The following is an 18,043-nucleotide window of genomic DNA, read 5'->3' as shown; positions in this document are numbered from 1 at the left end:
GAAGTCTGCTCCGCGCCGCATTCGGGTGGCGCGGAGGAACCGACAAGCGCCGCGGCGCGGCGCGGATTGGATGAAAGCGACATGGCTACCTACACGCTCCCCGACCTCCCCTACGACTTCGCGGCGCTGGAACCGCACATCAGCGGCAAGATCATGGAGCTGCACCACGACAAGCACCATGCCGCCTACGTGACCGGTGCGAACGCGGCACTGGACGGCCTGGCGGAGGCTCGTGAGAGCGGCAACCTCGCGAACGTCAACAAGCTCGAGAAGGACCTCGCGTTCAACCTCGGCGGTCACGTCAACCACTCGATCTTCTGGACGAACCTCTCGCCGAACGGCGGCGGAGAGCCGGAGGGTGAGCTGAAGGCCGCGATCGACGAGTTCTTCGGATCGTTCGACAAGTTCCAGGCGCACTTCACCGCCGCAGCCACCGGTATCCAGGGATCGGGCTGGGCGGTCCTCAGTTGGGACTCGATCGGCGAGCGTCTGATCATCCAGCAGCTGTTCGACCAGCAGGCGAACACCGCTCAGGGCACGATTCCGCTGTTCCAGCTCGACATGTGGGAGCACGCCTTCTACCTCGACTACCTCAACGTGAAGGCCGACTACGTCAAGGCGGCGTGGAACATCGCCAACTGGGAGAACGTCGCCCAGCGCCTCGACGTCGCCCGCAAGCAGACGAACGGCCTGCTGGTACTGTCGTAATCGGGTTGCGTCCCGACGGGCCTCGCGCTCGTCGGGACGCCATCTCAGCCAAGAAAACTGCGCATCGCGCACGACAAACAGGGAGACCTTAGTGTCTGTCAAGATCGGCATCAACGGCTTCGGCCGTATCGGACGCAACTACTTCCGCGCGGCTCTCGCGCAGGGAGCTGACCTCGAGATCGTCGCGGTGAATGACCTCACCGACAACAAGACGCTCGCGCATCTTCTGAAGTACGACTCGGTCGGAGGCGTCCTCGACGCGGAGATCAGCTACGACGATGACAGCATCACCGTAGGTGGCAAGCAGATCAAGGCGTTCGCCGAGCGCGACCCCGCCGGCCTCCCGTGGGGCGAGCTGGGCGTCGACATCGTCATCGAGTCCACCGGCTTCTTCACCAAGGCCGAGGCCGCCAAGAAGCACATCGATGCAGGCGCCAAGAAGGTCCTCATCTCGGCACCGGGCACCGGCGTCGACGCGACCTTCGTGATGGGTGTGAACGAGGACAGCTACGACCCGGCCTCGCACCACATCATCTCGAACGCCTCGTGCACCACCAACTGCCTCGCGCCGCTGGCCAAGGTCTTCAACGACGCGTTCGGCATCGACCGCGGCTTCATGATGACCGCCCACGCCTACACCGCGGACCAGAATCTGCAGGACGGCCCGCACGGCGACCTGCGTCGCGCGCGTGCCGCCGCGATCAACATCGTCCCGGCCTCCACGGGTGCAGCCAAGGCCATCGGCGAGGTGCTCCCGGAGCTCAACGGCAAGCTCAGCGGCTCGTCGTACCGCGTTCCGGTTCCCACCGGCTCGATCGTCGACCTGACCCTGGTCACCGACCGGGAGAACCTCACCGTCGAAGAGGTCAACGAGGCGTACAAGAAGGCAGCGGCCGACGGTCGCCTGGCCGGCTACCTCCAGTACAACGAGGACCAGATCGTCTCGAGCGACATCGTGCACAACGCGCACTCGTCGATCTTCGACTCGACGCTGACCAATGTCAGCGGCAACCTGGTCAAGGTCTCCAGCTGGTACGACAACGAGTGGGGCTACTCCAACCGTCTCGTCGACCTGACCGAGTACGTCGCAGAGCGTCTCTGAGATATTCGTCATGACCCTGCGCACCCTGGAATCACTGGGTTCGCTCGAGGGCAAGCGCGTCATCGTCCGTTGTGATCTGAACGTCCCCCTGAAGGACGGCGTCATAACGGACGATGGTCGTGTACGCGCCTCGTTGCCGACTCTGAAGACGCTCATCGAAGCCGGCGCGCGCGTCGTCGTCTGCTCGCACCTCGGACGCCCCGACGGTGCACCCGACCCGCAGTACAGCCTCGAGCCCGTCGCGAAGCGGCTTTCCGAGCTGCTCGACCAGCCGGTCGCCCTCGCATCGGACACGGTCGGCGAGTCTGCGCGCGGCGCGGTCGCCGAGCTCGGCGACGGCGAGGTCGTCGTGATCGAGAACCTGCGTTTCAACGCGGGGGAGACGGCGAAGGATGACGACGCCCGCAGGGCATTCGCCGGCGAGCTCGCCGCGCTCGGCGACGCTCTCGTGTCCGACGGCTTCGGCGTCGTGCACCGCAAGCAGGCGAGCGTCTACGAACTGGCGGAGATCCTGCCCTCGGCCGCCGGTCTTCTGATCGCGACCGAGCTGGACGTGCTCGACCGTCTCACCGAGAACCCGGAGCGCCCCTACACGGTCGTCCTCGGCGGCTCGAAGGTCAGCGACAAGCTCGGCGTCATCTCGCACCTGCTGCCCCGGGTCGACCGGATCCTCGTCGGCGGGGGGATGCTGTTCACGTTCCTCGCAGCGCAGGGCCACGCGGTCGCATCCAGCCTGCTCGAGAAGGACCAGCTCGACACCGTTCGCGGATACCTCAACGAGGCCGCGGAGCGCGGCGTCGAGATCGTGCTTCCGACGGACGTGGTCGTCGCCGAGTCGTTCTCAGCGGATGCCGCGCACGAGATCGTCGCAGCGGATGCCATCGAGCAGTCCTCGTTCGGCGCATCCGGAATCGGACTCGACATCGGTCCGGACACCGCGGCGGCGTTCGCCGATGCGATCCGCAGCTCGAAGACCGTCTTCTGGAACGGTCCGATGGGCGTTTTCGAGTTCCCCGCGTTCGCGGCAGGGACCAAGGCCGTCGCACAGGCGCTCACCGAGGTCGACGGCCTCGGCGTCGTCGGCGGCGGCGACTCGGCTGCTGCCGTGCGTCAGCTCGGCTTCACCGATGACCAGTTCGGTCACATCTCGACGGGCGGGGGCGCGAGCCTCGAGTTCCTCGAGGGCAAGAAACTACCCGGCCTGGAGGTGCTCGGATGGGCATAAGCGCTCGTACCCCGCTGATCGCGGGCAACTGGAAGATGAACCTCGATCACCTGCAGGCGGTCGCGTTCGTGCAGAAGCTGCACTGGGCGCTCAAGGACGCCAAGCACGAGGACGGCTCTGTCGAGGTGGCGGTCTTCCCACCGTTCACCGACATCCGCAGCGTGCAGACACTGATCGATGCTGACAAGATCCCGTTCGCGCTCGGCGCGCAGGACCTGTCTGCGCACGATTCCGGTGCCTACACCGGTGAGGTGTCCGGTGCGTTCCTCGCGAAACTCAACGCGAAGTACGTCATCATCGGCCACTCGGAGCGTCGTGAGTACCACGCCGAGTCCGACGACGTCGTGGCGGCGAAGGTCCAGGCGGCGCTCAAGAACGGTCTCGTGCCGGTGATCTGCGTCGGCGAGACGGCGGAGGACCTCAAGGAGTTCGGCGCGAGCGCGGTTCCGGCTGGTCAACTCGAGGCGGCGCTCAAGGGCGTCCCGGCATCCGCCGACATCGTCGTCGCCTACGAGCCCGTCTGGGCCATCGGCTCCGGCCAGGCGGCGACGCCGCAGCAGGCGCAGGACGTCTGCGCAGCGCTTCGCGGCGTGCTGGCCAAGGCCCTGGATGAGGATGCGGCTGCGCGCACCCGAATCCTGTACGGCGGCTCTGTGAAGGCGGCGAACATCGCCAGCTTCATGCGTGAGCCCGATGTGGACGGCGCACTGGTCGGCGGGGCGAGCCTCGTGGTCGACGACTTCGCCGCGATCATCCGGTTCGAGAAGCACGTCGGCGTCTGAGCGGCGACGGGGCTGCGGCCCCGTCACCCCGTATACTTGACGTTCACGGGCACTCCCAGGCCCAATCGAAAGGCTCTCCCTCGTGGCAATTCTTGAGTTCGTTCTGCAGGTCCTGCTGGGCATCACCAGCGTACTGCTGACACTCCTCATCCTTCTCCACAAGGGCCGCGGCGGCGGTCTGTCCGACATGTTCGGCGGTGGCATGACCTCGGCGGTCGGCTCATCCGGCCTCGCGGAGCGCAACCTCAACCGATTCACCATCGTCCTCGCGCTCGTGTGGTTCGTCTCCATCGTCGCGCTCGGACTCATCACGAAGCTCGAGGTGATCTGACATGGCCACTGGAGGCAACGCCATCCGCGGAACCCGGGTCGGCTCGGGCCCGATGGGCGAGCAGGACCACGGCTACCACGCAGACCGCATCGCGGTGTCCTACTGGGACGGGCTCGGCAACGAGACGGTCCGCTACTTCGCGGCCGGTCTTCCCGACGAGGAGATCCCCGACACGATCGACCACCCGCAGTCCGGTCTTCCCGCCGGTCGCGACAAGAACAACCCGCCGGAGCTCGCGAAGAACGAGCCCTACAAGACGCACCTCGCCTACGTGAAGGAGCGGCGCACCGACGACGAGGCGACTCAGCTTCTCGACGAGGCGCTGACGCAGCTGCGCGAGCGCCGCGGACAGGCCTGACTCACTCTCCTCGGAGCCGTCGTGACCCCGTTTCTTTCTTCGGGGTCACGACGGCTCCGTCGTTCAACGGCAGCCGGCGGCGGCGTCGATGAGGGACTGCGGCGGAGCCCCATACGCCGACGTGCCATTGGCGGCGTCGGTGAATCCCTTGCTGATGGCCCACGCCGTCGCCCAGGCCTCGACGGTGCCGCTGTTCGAGTCGTCGTACATGCCCTCGCACTTGACGCTGATGGCGTGGCCGACCTCGTGCGCCACGAGCGCCTTGCTGCGCGCGCCCGGCCAGTACTCGGCGACAGAGTTCGACAGCTCGATGGTCGAATAACCGGGGTCGCCGTACCACCAGGTCGCGTATCCGCCCATGCTGTCGCCATAGCCGTACCCGTTGACCAGCGCAGACCAGTCGAAGTCCAGGAGCACTCCCGGGGCGAGTCCGCGCGCGAACGCCTCGATCTCGGTGCGAGCCTGGAACAGCGGGCCCTGCTTCTCCGCGAGCTCGGCCTTCTCCGATGCGATCATCGCGGCGGCCGCCGTCTCCAGTCCCGCGTAAGCCTCCGCGGTCGTTGCATCCAGCACCACGGCGCCGCTGACCTGCTCCGCCTGGCGGCGAAGGTCGAGGATGTCGAGGTTGCGTGCCGACACATGCGCCGCTTCGAACTCGTCCGCCGCGCCGGCCGCGGCCATGACGGCCGCCATCCCCGCGTCACTCAGGGCTTCGGATGCCGCCTCCGCCCCGTCGCGGGCGTCGTCGAAGTCGTCGCGCTGCTGGGCTGCGTCGTCGCGCTCCTCGTCCAACTGCGCGGTGGCACCGAACAGCTCCCAGGCCCACACCGGCTTGGCTGCCGCGACCGGCAGCGAATCATCCGCCAGCGACGTCGCCTCGTCGGCGGCCACTGCTGCGCTCTCCGCCGCGGCGTCCAGAGCCGCAGTGCTCTCGGCGTCCATGAGAAGGTCGGTGCGCGCGCCGGCCACTACGGTGGCGGCATCCATCGTCTCGGTCAGCGAAGCGGCGGCTTCATCGAGCCGAGCCTGGTCCGCCTGCGCGCCGTCGACCGTGTCCTGGAACGCGACGAGTGCGTCGTCGTAGCCGACGTTCGCGCCCCACTGCACTCCAGCGCACGCCGCGCCGAGGATGATCACAGCAAGACCGCCGAGCATCCAGGTGCGTGCGCGGTGCGATCGGCGTTGCGGGGGAGAAGCGGCCGGAGGCGATCCGCCGATCACAGGATCGAATGCGTGTCCACCAGGCGCAAGGGGAACGGGTGACTCGACCACGAGCTCTCCTCCTGACGGGGAAGTGGAGGGGCTGACGAGAATCGAACTCGCATCATCTGTTTGGAAGACAGAGGCTTTACCACTAAGCTACAGCCCCGAATTCTGAGGTGGCCTCAGGACTCGTATCCGATCGGAACCGGACTCAACGATCATAGCGGACGTTGACGGTGCTCCTGTCCGTTAGACTCGTGAAGGCCGTTTCCCCGCGCGGGTTCAGACGGGGCGTAGCTCAGCTTGGTAGAGCGCCCGCTTTGGGAGCGGGAAGTCGCAGGTTCAAATCCTGTCGCCCCGACCACGGCCCCCTCGACCTCAGGCCGCGCGCTTCGCGCGGAAATCCAAAGGAGAACAGACAAGCATGGCGAACAGCACCGTTGAGAAGCTGACCCCGACCCGGGCCAAGCTCACCATCACGGTCACCCCGGACGACCTCAAGCCCTCCATCGCGCACGCGTACGAGCACATCGCGCAGGACGTCCAGATCCCCGGCTTCCGCAAGGGCAAGGTCCCGGCTCCCATCATCGACCAGCGCATCGGGCGCGGTGCCGTCATCGAGCACGCCGTCAACGAGGGCCTCGACAAGTTCTTCCGCGAGGCCGCGGGCGAGCACAGCCTGCGCGTCGTCGGTCGCCCCGCGGCCGACATCACCCAGTGGCCGAACGAGAAGGACTTCACCGGAGACCTGATCGTCGAGGTCGAGGTCGACGTGCGTCCCGAGATCGAGATGCCCGAGCTGTCCGACATCACGCTGACAGTGGATGCCGTCGAGACCGATGACGCGGCCATCGAGGAGGAGCTCGACAAGCTGCGCGCCCGCTTCGGCACGCTCATTCCCGTCGACCGTCCCGCCGGCAAGGGCGACTTCGTCGAGCTCGACCTCGTCGCGGCCATCGACGGCACCGAGATCGACCGCGCTGAGGGCGTCTCGTACGAGCTCGGCTCCGGCGAGCTTCTCGAGGGCATCGACGACGCCGTGGAGTCGCTCACCGCCGGTGAGGACACCACGTTCCGCTCGAAGCTCGTCGGCGGCGACCACGCCGGCGAGGAGGCCGAGGTCTCGGTCTCCATCAAGTCCGTCAAGGAGCGCGAGCTTCCTGAGGCCGACGACGACTTCGCACAGATCGCGAGCGAGTTCGACACGATCGCCGAACTGCGCACCAGCCTGTCCGAGCGCGTCGGCGAGCAGGGCGTCTTCGCCCAGGGCTCTGCAGCTCGCGACCAGCTCCTCGAGACGCTTCTCGAGAAGATCGAGATCCCGGTCCCGCCGCAGCTCATCGAAGACGAGGTGCACAACCACCTCGAGTCCGAGAACCGCCTCGAGGACGACGAGCACCGCGCCGAGGTCACCGAGGCCAGCGAGAAGCAGTTCCGCACGCAGGTGCTGCTCGACACGATAGCCGAGCAGTCCGACGTTCAGGTCTCGCAGGAGGAGCTCAGCCAGTACCTGATCCAGTCCGCCGCGCAGTACGGCATGGCTCCGCAGGAGTTCGTCGAGGCTCTGCAGTCCTCGAACCAGCTGCCCGCACTGGTCGGCGAGGTCGCCCGCAACAAGGCGCTCGCGATCGCCCTCGGCAAGGTCAAGGTCGTCGACAGCAACGGCAAGCCCGTTGACCTGTCGAGCCTGGTCGCCGTCGACGACGAGGACGAGTCCGCCGAGGCCTCTGCCGAGGAGAAGCCCGCCAAGAAGGCTCCCGCGAAGAAGCCGGCTGCGAAGAAGGCACCTGCGAAGAAGGCCGCCGAGAAGGCTGACGACGCGGCTGAGGAGAAGACCGACGAGAAGCCGGCCGCCAAGAAGGCTCCGGCCAAGAAGCCGGCAGCCAAGAAGGCGCCTGCCGCGAAGGCCGCCGACAAGGGCGAGTGATCGCACTGCGATTCTGACGAGAAGGCGGATGCTTCGGCATCCGCCTTCTCGCGTAGAGGGAGAGCCATGAACGACTGGCAGGATCGCGTAGACGCGGTTTGGGACGACGACACGATCTCGGATGACGAACGCGTCAGGGCGATCGACGCGTTGGCGCTCGAACGCGAGAGTGAAGACGCGGTCGCGTTGTTCGAGCGGGCGGGTGCGCGAGACTCGGCTGGCGCGGAGATGGCAGCGGCATCCTTCTACCGGCGTGCTCTCGCAGCCGGTCTCGACGAATCGCGGCGGGCACAGGCGACGATCCAGCTGGCCAGCACCCTGCGCAACCTCGGACGCGTCGACGAGAGCCTGGAGATGCTGAAGCGGGAGCGTGAACGCGGGGGAGTGCTCAGCGATGAAGCCTCGGCGTTCTACGCCCTTGCACTCGTGTCAGCCGGCGACAGTGTCGCCGCGGCATCCATCGCATTGGAGACGCTCGCTCCGCACCTGAGCCAGTACCGACGTTCCGTGACGGCGTACGCGCGCGAGATCGCCGAACGCGACACCTGATATGCCGACGGCGAACACGACCTGAGGGCCGCGTCGTCGCCGGTAGATTCGAATCACCGAACACGGAAAACAGGAGCGTGAAATGGCTGCAGAACCCCTGGTCGCGACAAGTGTCTTCGACAGGCTGCTGAAGGATCGCATCATCTGGCTGGGCTCAGAGGTGCGAGACGATAACGCCAACGAGATCTGCGCGAAGATCCTTCTTCTCGCCGCAGAGGACTCAGAGAAGGACATCTACCTTTACGTCAACTCGCCCGGTGGCTCGATCACCGCGGGTATGGCGATCTACGACACGATGCAGTTCGTGCCGAACGACATCGTGACCGTCGGCATCGGCATGGCGGCATCCATGGGCCAGCTGCTGCTGACCGCCGGCACCAAGGGCAAGCGCTACATCACGCCCAACGCCCGCGTGCTGCTGCACCAGCCGCACGGCGGCTTCGGCGGCACCTCGAGCGACATCCAGACGCAGGCCCAGCTGATCATCTCGATGAAGAACCGCCTCGCCGAGATCACTGCGGCGCAGACCGGCAAGTCGGTCGAGCAGATCAACGAGGACGGCGACCGCGACCGCTGGTTCACCGCCGAAGAGGCCCTCGAGTACGGCTTCGTCGACCACATCCGCGAGTCGGCCACCGATGTCATCGGCGGCGGCGGCACGGCGGACTCGGCTGAGTAACGGATTCGAGAGGACATCCATGTACACCCCCACTTTCCAGTCCGCAGGCAACCTGCCCTCGAGCCGCTACGTGCTTCCCCAGTTCGAGGAGCGCACCGCCTACGGCTTCAAGCGCCAGGACCCGTACAACAAGCTGTTCGAAGACCGTGTGATCTTCCTCGGCGTGCAGGTCGACGACGCGTCGGCCGATGACGTCATGGCGCAGCTCCTCGTGCTCGAGAGCCAGGACGCCGAGCGCGACATCACGATGTACATCAACTCGCCAGGTGGCTCGTTCACCGCCATGACGGCGATCTACGACACGATGCAGTACGTCGCGCCGCAGATCCAGACCGTCGTGCTCGGGCAGGCGGCATCCGCGGCATCCGTACTGCTCGCCGCCGGTGCACCCGGCAAGCGGCTCGCGCTTCCGAACGCTCGCGTGCTCATGCACCAGCCGGCGATGGGCGAGGCAGGCCACGGCCAGGCATCCGACATCGAGATCCAGGCCAAAGAGATCCTGCGCATGCGCACGTGGCTCGAGGAGACCATGGCCAAGCACACCGGCAAGCCGGTCGAGCAGGTCAACAAGGACATCGACCGCGACAACATCCTCTCAGCGCAGGAAGCGCTCGAGTACGGCATCGTCGACCAGGTGCTCACAACGCGCAAGCGCGCCTGAGCCTCTGTCTCCATGCCGAGACCCCGTCTTCGCGTCGACACCCCGTCGTAGTAACCGAACTACGACGGGGTCTCGGTGAGAGGACGGGGTCTCGACGTTCGTGCGCGTGCGCGCATGTGGGTGGAGACGCCGTCTGACTGCTCATGTGAGCACACAGATGCGCGCGCGCGTGCTCGTGCGTACGCTGGTGGAGACGAAAGGGGGATGCCGTGGACGAAGATCTGCTCACCGTGCGAGTTGCCGAGCTCTACTACGACGAAGCCAAGACGCAGGACGAGATCGGCGCCCTCCTCAAGGTCTCGCGCTGGAAGGTCGGCCGCCTGCTCACACAGGCGCGCGAGAAGGGCATCGTGCGGATCGAGATCGTGCACCCGCGCGCCCGCCGCCTCGGCCTGGAACGAGAGCTCGTCGAGCGGTTCCGTCTTTCGGATGCCGTGGTCGTCCCCGTTCCCGACGACGACGGAGCGGTGCTCGAACGCGTGGCTCAGGCCGCGGCCGACCACCTCGCAGCCGTCCGCCCCGTGCCGCGCACGCTCGGGGTCAGCTGGGGTCGCACCCTCACCGCCGTGGCCGATGCGCTGCCAGAAGGCTGGGCGACAGGCGTCGGCGTCGTTCAGCTCAACGGCGGCGTCAGCCTGAATCGCCGATCAGGGGGAGCGGCGAGCCTCGCGATGACCATCGCGCAGCGCGCCGGAGGCCAGGCGACTCTGCTGCCGAGTCCCGCCATCCTCGAGCGCGTCGAGACGAAGCAGGCGATCGAAGCCGATCGCACCGTAGCCGGCATCCTGGATCGGGCAGCCCACGCGCAGACCTACCTGTACTCCGCCGGCCCTGCCGACGCGTCGTCGGCCCATGTCGAGAACGGGTACCTGAAGCCCGCCGACGTGGAGGAGCTCGCCCGTCGCGGTGCCGTCGGTGACGTGCTCGGCCGTTACATCGATGCGGACGGCAACATCGTCGACCCGCAGCTCGACGCCCGGACGGTCGGAGTGAGCCTTGACCACCTGCGCACAGCTGAACAGGCCATTTTCGTCACCGCGGGGAGCGCCAAACACGACATCGCGCGTACAGTCGTGACCAGCGGCCTGTGCAGCGTTCTGGTGACCGATGAGACCACAGCCCGAGCATTGTTGGAGGAACGATGACGACCACAGAACTGACCCGCCGCACCGCGGTGGACGTGCTGGGCGGTGAGCCAGACGACGCCACGCTCAGGCGCTTCCTGCACGGCCTTCCCGGCGTCGACGCGACCGGACTCGAGCAGCGTGCAGCAGGCCTCGGCACCCGCTCGATCAAGACCACATCCAAGGCGTGGGCGATCGACAAGATCATCTCGCTGATCGACCTCACGACGCTCGAGGGCGCCGACACCCCCGGCAAGGTGCGCTCGCTGGTCGCGAAGGCCAAGACGCCGGATGCCGCCGACCCGTCGACCCCGCTCGTCGCTGCCGTCTGCGTCTACGGCGACATGGTCGGCCACGCCGTCGAGGCGCTCGGTGCTCTGCATGGCGACCCCGACGATGGCAGGATCTCGGTCGCGGCCGTGGCCACGGCCTTCCCGAGCGGACGCTCGTCGCTCGCCATCAAGCTTGCCGACACCGCAGAGGCCGTCGCCGCCGGTGCGGATGAGATCGACATGGTGATCGACCGCGGCGCATTCCTCTCCGGCCGCTACGGCCTCGTTTTCGACCAGATCGCCGCCGTCAAGGAGGCATGCCGCCGCGAGGACGGCACGTACGCATCGCTCAAGGTGATCCTCGAGACCGGAGAGCTGAACACGTACGACAACATCAAGCGGGCATCGTGGCTCGGCATCCTGGCAGGGGGCGACTTCATCAAGACGTCCACCGGAAAGGTGCAGCCCGCGGCAACGCTGCCGACGACGCTGCTCATGCTCGAGACCGTGCGCGACTGGTACCGCGGTACTGGCGAGAAGATCGGCGTGAAGCCGGCCGGTGGCATCCGCACCTCGAAGGACGCCATCAAATACGTCGTCACGGTCGCCGAGACCGCGGGGGAGGAGTGGCTGCAGCCGCACCTGTTCCGCTTCGGGGCGTCGAGCCTCCTCAACGACGTGCTCCTGCAGCGTCAGAAGCTCACGACCGGCCACTACTCCGGCCCCGACTACGTCACGATCGACTGAGGGAAACAGAAACATGTCATTCCTGGAATACGCTCCGGCGCCTGAATCCAAGGCGATCCTGAACCTGCGTGACAGCTACGGTCTGTTCATCGACGGCGAGTTCGTCGATGGCTCGGGCAAGAGCTTCACCACCATCTCGCCTGCCGACGAGTCGCACATCGCCGAGATCGCCGGCGCCTCTGACGACGACATCGACCGCGCCGTCACAGCCGCCCGCCGCGCCTACGACAAGGTGTGGTCGAAGATGAGCGGCCGCGATCGGGGCAAGTACCTGTTCCGCATCGCCCGTCTCGTGCAGGAGCGCGCTCGTGAGCTCGCCGTCGCAGAGAGCCTCGACAACGGCAAGCCGATCAAGGAGAGCCGCGACGTCGACGTTCCGCTCGTCGCATCCTGGTTCTTCTACTACGCCGGATGGGCCGACAAGCTCGACTACGCCGGCCTCGGTGCGAACCCGCGTGCACACGGCGTCGCCGGGCAGATCATCCCGTGGAACTTCCCGCTTCTGATGCTGGCGTGGAAGATCGCTCCCGCCCTCGCGGCGGGCAACACGGTGGTGCTGAAGCCCGCCGAGACCACGCCGCTCACGGCGCTGATCTTCGCCGAGATCCTGCAGCAGGCAGACCTTCCGGCCGGCGTCGTGAACATCGTCACGGGCGCAGGTGCCACCGGCGCGACGCTCGTGCGTCACCCCGAGGTCGACAAGGTCGCCTTCACCGGCTCGACCGGCGTCGGCCGCGACATCGCCAAGGCGGTCGCCGGTACGAACAAGAAGGTCACGCTCGAGCTCGGCGGCAAGGCGGCGAACATCGTCTTCGACGACGCGCCGATCGACCAGGCCGTCGAGGGCATCGTCAACGGCATCTTCTTCAACCAGGGCCACGTGTGCTGTGCAGGCAGCCGTCTGCTCGTGCAGGAGTCGATCCACGACGAGGTCATCGATCGGCTGAAGACCCGCCTGTCGACGCTGCGCCTGGGCAACCCGCTCGACAAGAACACCGACATCGGCGCGATCAACTCCGCCGCCCAGCTCGCACGCATCCGCGAACTCAGCGACATCGGCGAGGCCGAGGGTGCAGAGCGCTGGACCGCGGACTGCGCGATCCCCGACAAGGGCTTCTGGTTCGCCCCGACGATCTTCACCGGCGTCGAGGCATCCCACCGCATCGCCCGCGACGAGGTCTTCGGGCCCGTGCTGTCGGTGCTCACCTTCCGCACTCCGGCCGAGGCGATCGCCAAGGCGAACAACACCCCGTACGGGCTGTCCGCCGGCATCTGGACCGACAAGGGCTCGCGCATCCTCGCCGTCGCCGACCGGCTTCGCGCCGGCGTCGTCTGGGCGAACACCTTCAACCGATTCGACCCCGCCAGCCCGTTCGGCGGCTACAAGGAGTCCGGATACGGCCGCGAGGGCGGCCGCCACGGCCTGACCGCCTACCTCAAGGGAGCCGCAGCATGAGCAAGCGACTGACTGTTCCGAAGACCTACAAGCTCGCGATCGGCGGGGCCTTCCCTCGGAGCGAGTCCGGCCGCACCTACGAGGTGCTCTCCGCCAAGGGGGCGTTCCTCGCGAACGCCGCGAAGGGCTCCCGCAAGGACGCTCGGGATGCCGTCGTGGCAGCGCGCGCGGCCGTCAAGGGCTGGTCCGGCGCCACCGCGTACAACCGCGGCCAGGTGCTCTACCGCGTCGCCGAGGTTCTCGAGGGGCGTCGTGCGCAGTTCATCGACGAGATCACCGCTCAGGAGGGCGTCTCGGCCGCGGCAGCAGCGTCGCAGGTCGACGAGGCGATCGACCTGTGGGTCTGGTACGCGGGCTGGTGCGACAAGTACGCGCAGGTCGCCGGGAATGCCAACCCGGTCGCCGGTCCGTACTTCAACATCTCCGTCCCGGAGCCCACCGGTGTCGTCGCGATCGTCGCGCCGCAGGACTCGGCGCTGCTCGGGCTCGTCTCCGTCGTCGCCCCAGCGCTGGTGGCTGGCAACACCGTGGTAGTTGTTGCCAGCGAGAGGTACCCGCTGTCTGCCATCAGTCTCGCCGAGGTGCTCGCGACCAGCGATGTGCCAGGGGGAGTGGTGAACGTGCTCACCGGATCGCCTGCCGAGATCACGCCGTGGCTGGCTTCGCACGCCGACGTCAACGCCATCGACCTCGCCGGTGCCGGATCTCTGGAGTGGATCGACCTGCAGATCGCGGCGGCCGACACGCTCAAGCGCGTGCTGACGCCCGGGGACGTCACCGCGTCGCCAGAGCGCATCGCGGCGTTCACCGAGACGAAGACGGTCTGGCACCCGAAGAGCATGATCTGATCGAACGGATCTGATCCGACCGCGCCCAATGCGGCTGAGTGTCCGAGGGAGAGGTTAGGCTCGAATATGTCTCTCGGACACTCCAAGGAGGATGCGCATGGCCAGAATCGGTGAAAGCGCTGACCTGTTCAAATGCTCGTTCTGCGGGAAGAGCCAGAAGCAGGTGCAGCAGCTCATCGCCGGCCCCGGCGTGTACATCTGCGATGAGTGCGTAGAGCTGTGCAACGAGATCATCGAAGAGCGCATGGCGGAGTCGTCCGCCGATGGCGTCGCGGATTTCGAACTGCCCAAGCCGCGTGAGATCTATGCCTTCCTCGAGGAATACGTCGTCGGGCAGGAACAGGCCAAGCGCTCGCTGTCGGTGGCCGTGTACAACCACTACAAGCGCGTTCGCGCGCACGGCACGCTGCAGCTCGCTGAGCAGAAGGCCGAAGAGGTCGAGATCGCCAAGAGCAACATCCTGATGATCGGCCCGACCGGCTGCGGCAAGACGTACCTCGCGCAGACGCTCGCGAAGCGCCTGAACGTCCCGTTCGCAGTTGCGGATGCCACGGCGCTGACCGAAGCCGGCTACGTCGGCGAAGACGTGGAGAACATCCTCCTCAAGCTCATCCAGGCCGCTGACTACGACGTGAAGCGTGCCGAGCAGGGCATCATCTACATCGACGAGATCGACAAGATCGCCCGCAAGTCGGAGAACCCATCGATCACCCGCGACGTCTCTGGCGAGGGTGTGCAGCAGGCGCTGCTGAAGATCATCGAGGGCACGGTGGCCTCGGTGCCTCCACAGGGCGGTCGCAAGCACCCGCACCAGGAGTTCCTGCAGATCGACACGTCGAACGTCTTGTTCATCGTCGCCGGCGCCTTCGCGGGCCTTGAGGACATCGTCTCGTCGCGTGTCGGCAAGCACGGTGTCGGTTTCGGCGCGCCGCTGCACGACAAGACGAAGGATCTCGACCTGTTCAGCGAGGTGCTGCCAGAAGACCTGCACAAGTTCGGCCTGATCCCCGAGTTCATCGGTCGCCTGCCCGTCGTCGCCTCCGTCACGCCGCTCGACCAGGACGCGCTGATCGACATCCTCACTGGTCCCCGCAACGCGCTGGTCAAGCAGTACCAGCGCATGTTCGAACTCGACGGTGTGGAGCTCGACTTCGAAGAGGACGCGCTGCGGTCCATCGCCGACCTCGCAGTCGAGCGCAAGACCGGTGCCCGCGGCCTCCGAGCGATCCTCGAGGACGTCCTCGGGCCGATCATGTTCGAGATCCCCTCCGCGGAGGACGTCAAGAAGGTCGTCGTCACCCGCGCCTCGGTCGACGAAGGCGCCCCGCCAACGGTCGTGATGGAGCGCAAGCGCAAGAGCGCCTGACGTGCGTCCCGCTCCGTGGACGGTCAGCGACAGTGAGATCATCGTGGCAGACCGCTGGATCCGATTGCGCGCCGACACGTGTACGGATGCCGCGGGTCGGACGATCGCGCCGTACTACGTGCTCGAACCGGGGGACTGGATCTCCGTCCTCGCGCTGACTCCTGAGGGTGAGGCGATCGTCGTCGAGGAGTACCGGCACGGTGCCGGCGTCGTCGCAATCGGTACGATCGGCGGAGCGGTCGAACCCGGGGAGACTCCGGTGGATGCGGCAGCGAGAGAGCTCCGCGAGGAGACCGGTTGTCAGGCAAGCGAGATCCTCGACCTCGGAGCGACCTGGGCGAACTTCGGCAACCACTCCAATCGCGTGCACCACTTCCTGGCGCTCGACTGCGTTCGTGTGGCAGACCAGTCGCTCGACCCGAGCGAAATGATCGCTGTGCATGTGATGCCGGTCGAGGGGCTCGGCGAGCACCTGTCGCAGAGCTTCCACCAGCTAACCTGGTACAAAGCGCTCGCGCGCCTCTGAGCACGCCTGACCCGCGCCGGCACGACGCAGAATGACACGAATCTCGCAGCGAATTGTGAGATCTCTGCGAAGTTCGCGCTTTCCCGCGAAGTTCGAGCGGCGCGTCAGCCGAGCCCGCGGCGCTTGAGCAGGGGAGTGATCTCGGCATCCCGCCCGCGGAAGTCGCGGTAAGCCTCCAGGGGGTCCTTCGACCCGCCCACGCCCAGCAGCCGAGCACGGAACCGGTCGCCGTTCTCACGCGTCAGTCCGCCGTTCTCACGGAACCACTCGACGGTGTCGGCGTCGAGCACCTCGCTCCAGATGTACGAGTAGTAACCCGCGCTGTACCCGCCGGAGAACACGTGGGCGAAGTAGGTCGACGAGTAGCGCGTCGGCACCGCGGGGTTGTCCAGCCCGATCTCAGCCAGCGCCTCGGTCTCGAACGCGACGACATCGGTCACGGCATCCGATGCTCCGATCCGATGCCACGCCTGATCCAGCCATGCCGCAGCCAGGTACTCGCTGGTGTCATGCCCTTGGTTGAAGGTCTCGGTCCCGCGCAGCCGCTCGACGATCGCGGCGTCCAGCGGCTCGCCGGTCTCGAAGTGGCGGGCGTAGTTGTCGAGGACTTCGGCCCACAGGATCCACATCTCGTTGACCTGGCTGGGGAACTCGACGAAGTCGCGGAACACGTTCGTCCCGGCGAAGTGCGGGTAGTTCACCGTGGCGAACAGGCCGTGCAGCGCGTGACCGAACTCATGGAACAGAGTGGTGACCTCGTCCAGCGTCAGCAGCGTCGGCTGGCCGTCTCCGGGGCGCGCGACGTTGAGATTATTCACCACGACGGGAGCCGTGCCGCGCAGCGCCGACTGGCTGACGATCGGGTTCATCCACGCGCCACCGCGCTTGGAGTCGCGGGTGTACAGGTCGAGCACGTACAGTCCGAGTGCCGAGCCGCCAGGGTTGAAGACCTCGAAGACGCGAGCGCCGGGGTGATAGGCCACGAGGTCGTCGCGCTCGGTGAACGTCACGCCGTACAGCTGCGTGGCGGCGTAGAAGACTCCGTCCTGCAGTACGCGCTCAGCCTCGAACCACGGGCGCAGTGCCGCGGTGTCGATGTCGTACGTCGCTGAACGCACCTTCTCGGTGTAGAACGCCCAATCGTGCGCCTCGAGTGCGAACGGCTCCGCCTCGGTGTCGTCGATGATCGCCTGGAGGGCCGCCTGCTCCGCGCGAGCGTTGGATGCCGCGGCCGGAGCGAGACGGTGGAGAAGATCCGCGACGGCTTCCGGAGTGCCCGCGGTCTCATCGGCGGTCACGTACGCCGCGTGCGACGAGTAGCCCAGAAGAGCCGCGCGCTCGGCGCGCAGGGACACGATCTCGGTCAGCACGGTGCGATTGTCGTTGCTGTTCCCGCGCGTCGCGCGCGAGCGGGACGCCTCCATGATGCGTCGACGGCTCTCGCGGTTCGTGAGAGAGGCGAGATACGGATGCCCCGTGAACAGCGGCAGCGTGATGAGGAAGCCGGTCTGATGACCGCGATCGGCCGCGGCGCGAGCTGCGGCTGACAGCTCCCCGTCGGCGAGGCCATCGAGGTCCTCTGCGGTCTCGAAGTACACGGCCAGGTCGTTGGTGTCGGCCAGGAGGTTCTTCTCGAAGGCCGTGGTGAGCGTGGAGAGCTTCTGGTTCAGGGCCGTGAGTCGCGACTTCGCGTCGTCGTCGAGCCCAGCGCCTGCGTGGGTCATCTCGCGGAAGTGGCGCTCGACGAGGTACCGGCTCTCCGGATCGAGGGAGAGGTCGCCGAGCTGCTCATGCACGGTCTTGACCCGCCAGTACAGCTGGGCGTCGAGTCGGATCGCATCGTCGTGCGCGGCCATGAGCGGCGCGAGCTCTTCGTCGATCTCCTGTATCTCGGTCGTGGCATCCGCGGAGCTCACCGTGTAGAAGGCGTGCGCGACGCGATCGAGCATCGCACCTGCCTGTTCGAGCGGAACCACCGTGTTCTCGAACGTCGGCATCGACCTCACCCTGGTGACCGCGGAGATCTCGGCCAGGTGCTCCTCGAACGCGAGCTGGAACGCCGGAATGTAGTGCTCGGGGCGTATCGCCGCGTAGTCGGGAAGTGCGTAGGGGAGAGCGGAGGGCGAGAGGAGCGGGTTCGCGGCTTCGGTCATCCCCCGAGCCTAGGGCCGGCTTCTGA

Annotated in this window: 18 protein-coding genes and 2 tRNA genes; 17 read left to right on the top strand and 3 right to left on the bottom strand. The window is 66.8% G+C overall.

The window, feature by feature from the left end; all coding sequences use genetic code 11:
* The first annotated feature begins 81 nt into the window (after nt 1-81).
* The 6 genes from LQZ87_RS08205 to LQZ87_RS08180 all read left to right on the top strand — a co-directional run bounded on the left by LQZ87_RS08205 (nt 82) and on the right by LQZ87_RS08180 (nt 4,506).
* Nucleotides 82-708, top strand: coding sequence for a superoxide dismutase (locus tag LQZ87_RS08205; RefSeq protein WP_230102974.1), 627 nt, complete (start codon nt 82-84; stop codon nt 706-708).
* Nucleotides 709-799: 91 nt separating this feature from the next.
* Complete coding sequence (gene gap / locus LQZ87_RS08200) at nt 800-1,810, top strand: type I glyceraldehyde-3-phosphate dehydrogenase (protein ID WP_230102973.1); 1,011 nt, start codon at nt 800-802, stop codon at nt 1,808-1,810.
* Nucleotides 1,811-1,820: 10 nt separating this feature from the next.
* Nucleotides 1,821-3,035, top strand: coding sequence for a phosphoglycerate kinase (locus LQZ87_RS08195; RefSeq protein WP_230102972.1), 1,215 nt, complete (start codon nt 1,821-1,823; stop codon nt 3,033-3,035).
* A complete protein-coding gene (tpiA, locus tag LQZ87_RS08190; RefSeq protein ID WP_230102971.1) occupies nt 3,026-3,817 on the top strand; it encodes a triose-phosphate isomerase in 792 nt (263 codons plus the stop codon). The genes LQZ87_RS08195 and tpiA overlap by 10 nt, the downstream gene beginning before the upstream one ends.
* 82 nt (nt 3,818-3,899) lie before the next feature.
* Nucleotides 3,900-4,148, top strand: coding sequence for a preprotein translocase subunit SecG (secG, locus tag LQZ87_RS08185; protein ID WP_147039408.1), 249 nt, complete (start codon nt 3,900-3,902; stop codon nt 4,146-4,148).
* A 1-nt stretch (nt 4,149) separates the two neighbouring features.
* Nucleotides 4,150-4,506, top strand: coding sequence for an RNA polymerase-binding protein RbpA (locus LQZ87_RS08180; RefSeq protein ID WP_230102970.1), 357 nt, complete (start codon nt 4,150-4,152; stop codon nt 4,504-4,506).
* Nucleotides 4,507-4,569: 63 nt separating this feature from the next.
* Here the strand turns inward: LQZ87_RS08180 and LQZ87_RS08175 are convergent, their stop codons facing one another.
* Entirely contained in the window at nt 4,570-5,778 is a 1,209-nt protein-coding gene (locus LQZ87_RS08175; protein ID WP_230102969.1) for a hypothetical protein, read from the bottom strand.
* Nucleotides 5,779-5,801: 23 nt separating this feature from the next.
* Nucleotides 5,802-5,875, bottom strand: a tRNA-Gly gene (locus LQZ87_RS08170).
* A 121-nt stretch (nt 5,876-5,996) separates the two neighbouring features.
* On the opposite strand from LQZ87_RS08170, the gene LQZ87_RS08165 reads away from it, so the two are divergent.
* The 11 genes from LQZ87_RS08165 (at nt 5,997) to LQZ87_RS08115 (ending at nt 15,864) form a co-directional block, all read left to right on the top strand.
* Nucleotides 5,997-6,073: transfer RNA gene (locus LQZ87_RS08165), tRNA-Pro, on the top strand.
* A 60-nt stretch (nt 6,074-6,133) separates the two neighbouring features.
* Nucleotides 6,134-7,636: a trigger factor gene (gene tig / locus LQZ87_RS08160; RefSeq protein ID WP_230102968.1), complete on the top strand. Its 1,503-nt coding sequence runs from the start codon at nt 6,134-6,136 to the stop codon at nt 7,634-7,636.
* Between the two features lie 66 nt (nt 7,637-7,702).
* Nucleotides 7,703-8,185 carry a tetratricopeptide repeat protein gene (locus LQZ87_RS08155; RefSeq protein ID WP_230102967.1) on the top strand — a complete coding sequence of 161 codons (483 nt, stop codon included), beginning with the start codon at nt 7,703-7,705 and terminating at the stop codon, nt 8,183-8,185.
* 82 nt (nt 8,186-8,267) lie between these two features.
* Nucleotides 8,268-8,864 (top strand): ATP-dependent Clp protease proteolytic subunit, encoded by a 597-nt coding sequence (locus tag LQZ87_RS08150; protein ID WP_230102966.1) that lies wholly within the window; start codon nt 8,268-8,270, stop codon nt 8,862-8,864.
* 19 nt (nt 8,865-8,883) lie between these two features.
* Nucleotides 8,884-9,525, top strand: a complete 642-nt coding sequence (locus tag LQZ87_RS08145; RefSeq protein WP_230102965.1) for an ATP-dependent Clp protease proteolytic subunit — start codon at nt 8,884-8,886, stop codon at nt 9,523-9,525.
* Nucleotides 9,526-9,734: 209 nt separating this feature from the next.
* Nucleotides 9,735-10,670, top strand: coding sequence for a sugar-binding domain-containing protein (locus LQZ87_RS08140; protein WP_230102964.1), 936 nt, complete (start codon nt 9,735-9,737; stop codon nt 10,668-10,670).
* Nucleotides 10,667-11,668, top strand: a complete 1,002-nt coding sequence (gene deoC / locus LQZ87_RS08135; protein WP_230102963.1) for a deoxyribose-phosphate aldolase — start codon at nt 10,667-10,669, stop codon at nt 11,666-11,668. The genes LQZ87_RS08140 and deoC overlap by 4 nt, the downstream gene beginning before the upstream one ends.
* A 13-nt stretch (nt 11,669-11,681) precedes the next feature.
* Complete coding sequence (locus tag LQZ87_RS08130; RefSeq protein ID WP_230102962.1) at nt 11,682-13,124, top strand: aldehyde dehydrogenase family protein; 1,443 nt, start codon at nt 11,682-11,684, stop codon at nt 13,122-13,124.
* Nucleotides 13,121-13,972 (top strand): aldehyde dehydrogenase family protein, encoded by an 852-nt coding sequence (locus LQZ87_RS08125; protein ID WP_230102961.1) that lies wholly within the window; start codon nt 13,121-13,123, stop codon nt 13,970-13,972. The genes LQZ87_RS08130 and LQZ87_RS08125 overlap by 4 nt, the downstream gene beginning before the upstream one ends.
* 97 nt (nt 13,973-14,069) lie before the next feature.
* Nucleotides 14,070-15,338 (top strand): ATP-dependent Clp protease ATP-binding subunit ClpX, encoded by a 1,269-nt coding sequence (clpX, locus tag LQZ87_RS08120; RefSeq protein WP_230102960.1) that lies wholly within the window; start codon nt 14,070-14,072, stop codon nt 15,336-15,338.
* A gap of 1 nt (nt 15,339) precedes the next feature.
* Entirely contained in the window at nt 15,340-15,864 is a 525-nt protein-coding gene (locus LQZ87_RS08115) for an NUDIX hydrolase (protein ID WP_230102959.1), read from the top strand.
* Between the two features lie 104 nt (nt 15,865-15,968).
* On the opposite strand, the gene LQZ87_RS08110 is transcribed toward LQZ87_RS08115, so the two are convergent.
* Nucleotides 15,969-18,017: a M3 family metallopeptidase gene (locus tag LQZ87_RS08110; RefSeq protein WP_230102958.1), complete on the bottom strand. Its 2,049-nt coding sequence runs from the start codon at nt 18,015-18,017 to the stop codon at nt 15,969-15,971.
* Between the last annotated feature and the right edge of the window lie 26 nt (nt 18,018-18,043).

This window comes from Microbacterium sp. Bi121, assembly GCF_918698005.1.
In the GTDB taxonomy this organism is placed as follows: Bacteria; Actinomycetota; Actinomycetes; order Actinomycetales; family Microbacteriaceae; genus Microbacterium.
Note: the sequence above shows the minus strand (reverse complement) of the source record. Positions and strands in the feature narration are given on the sequence as shown.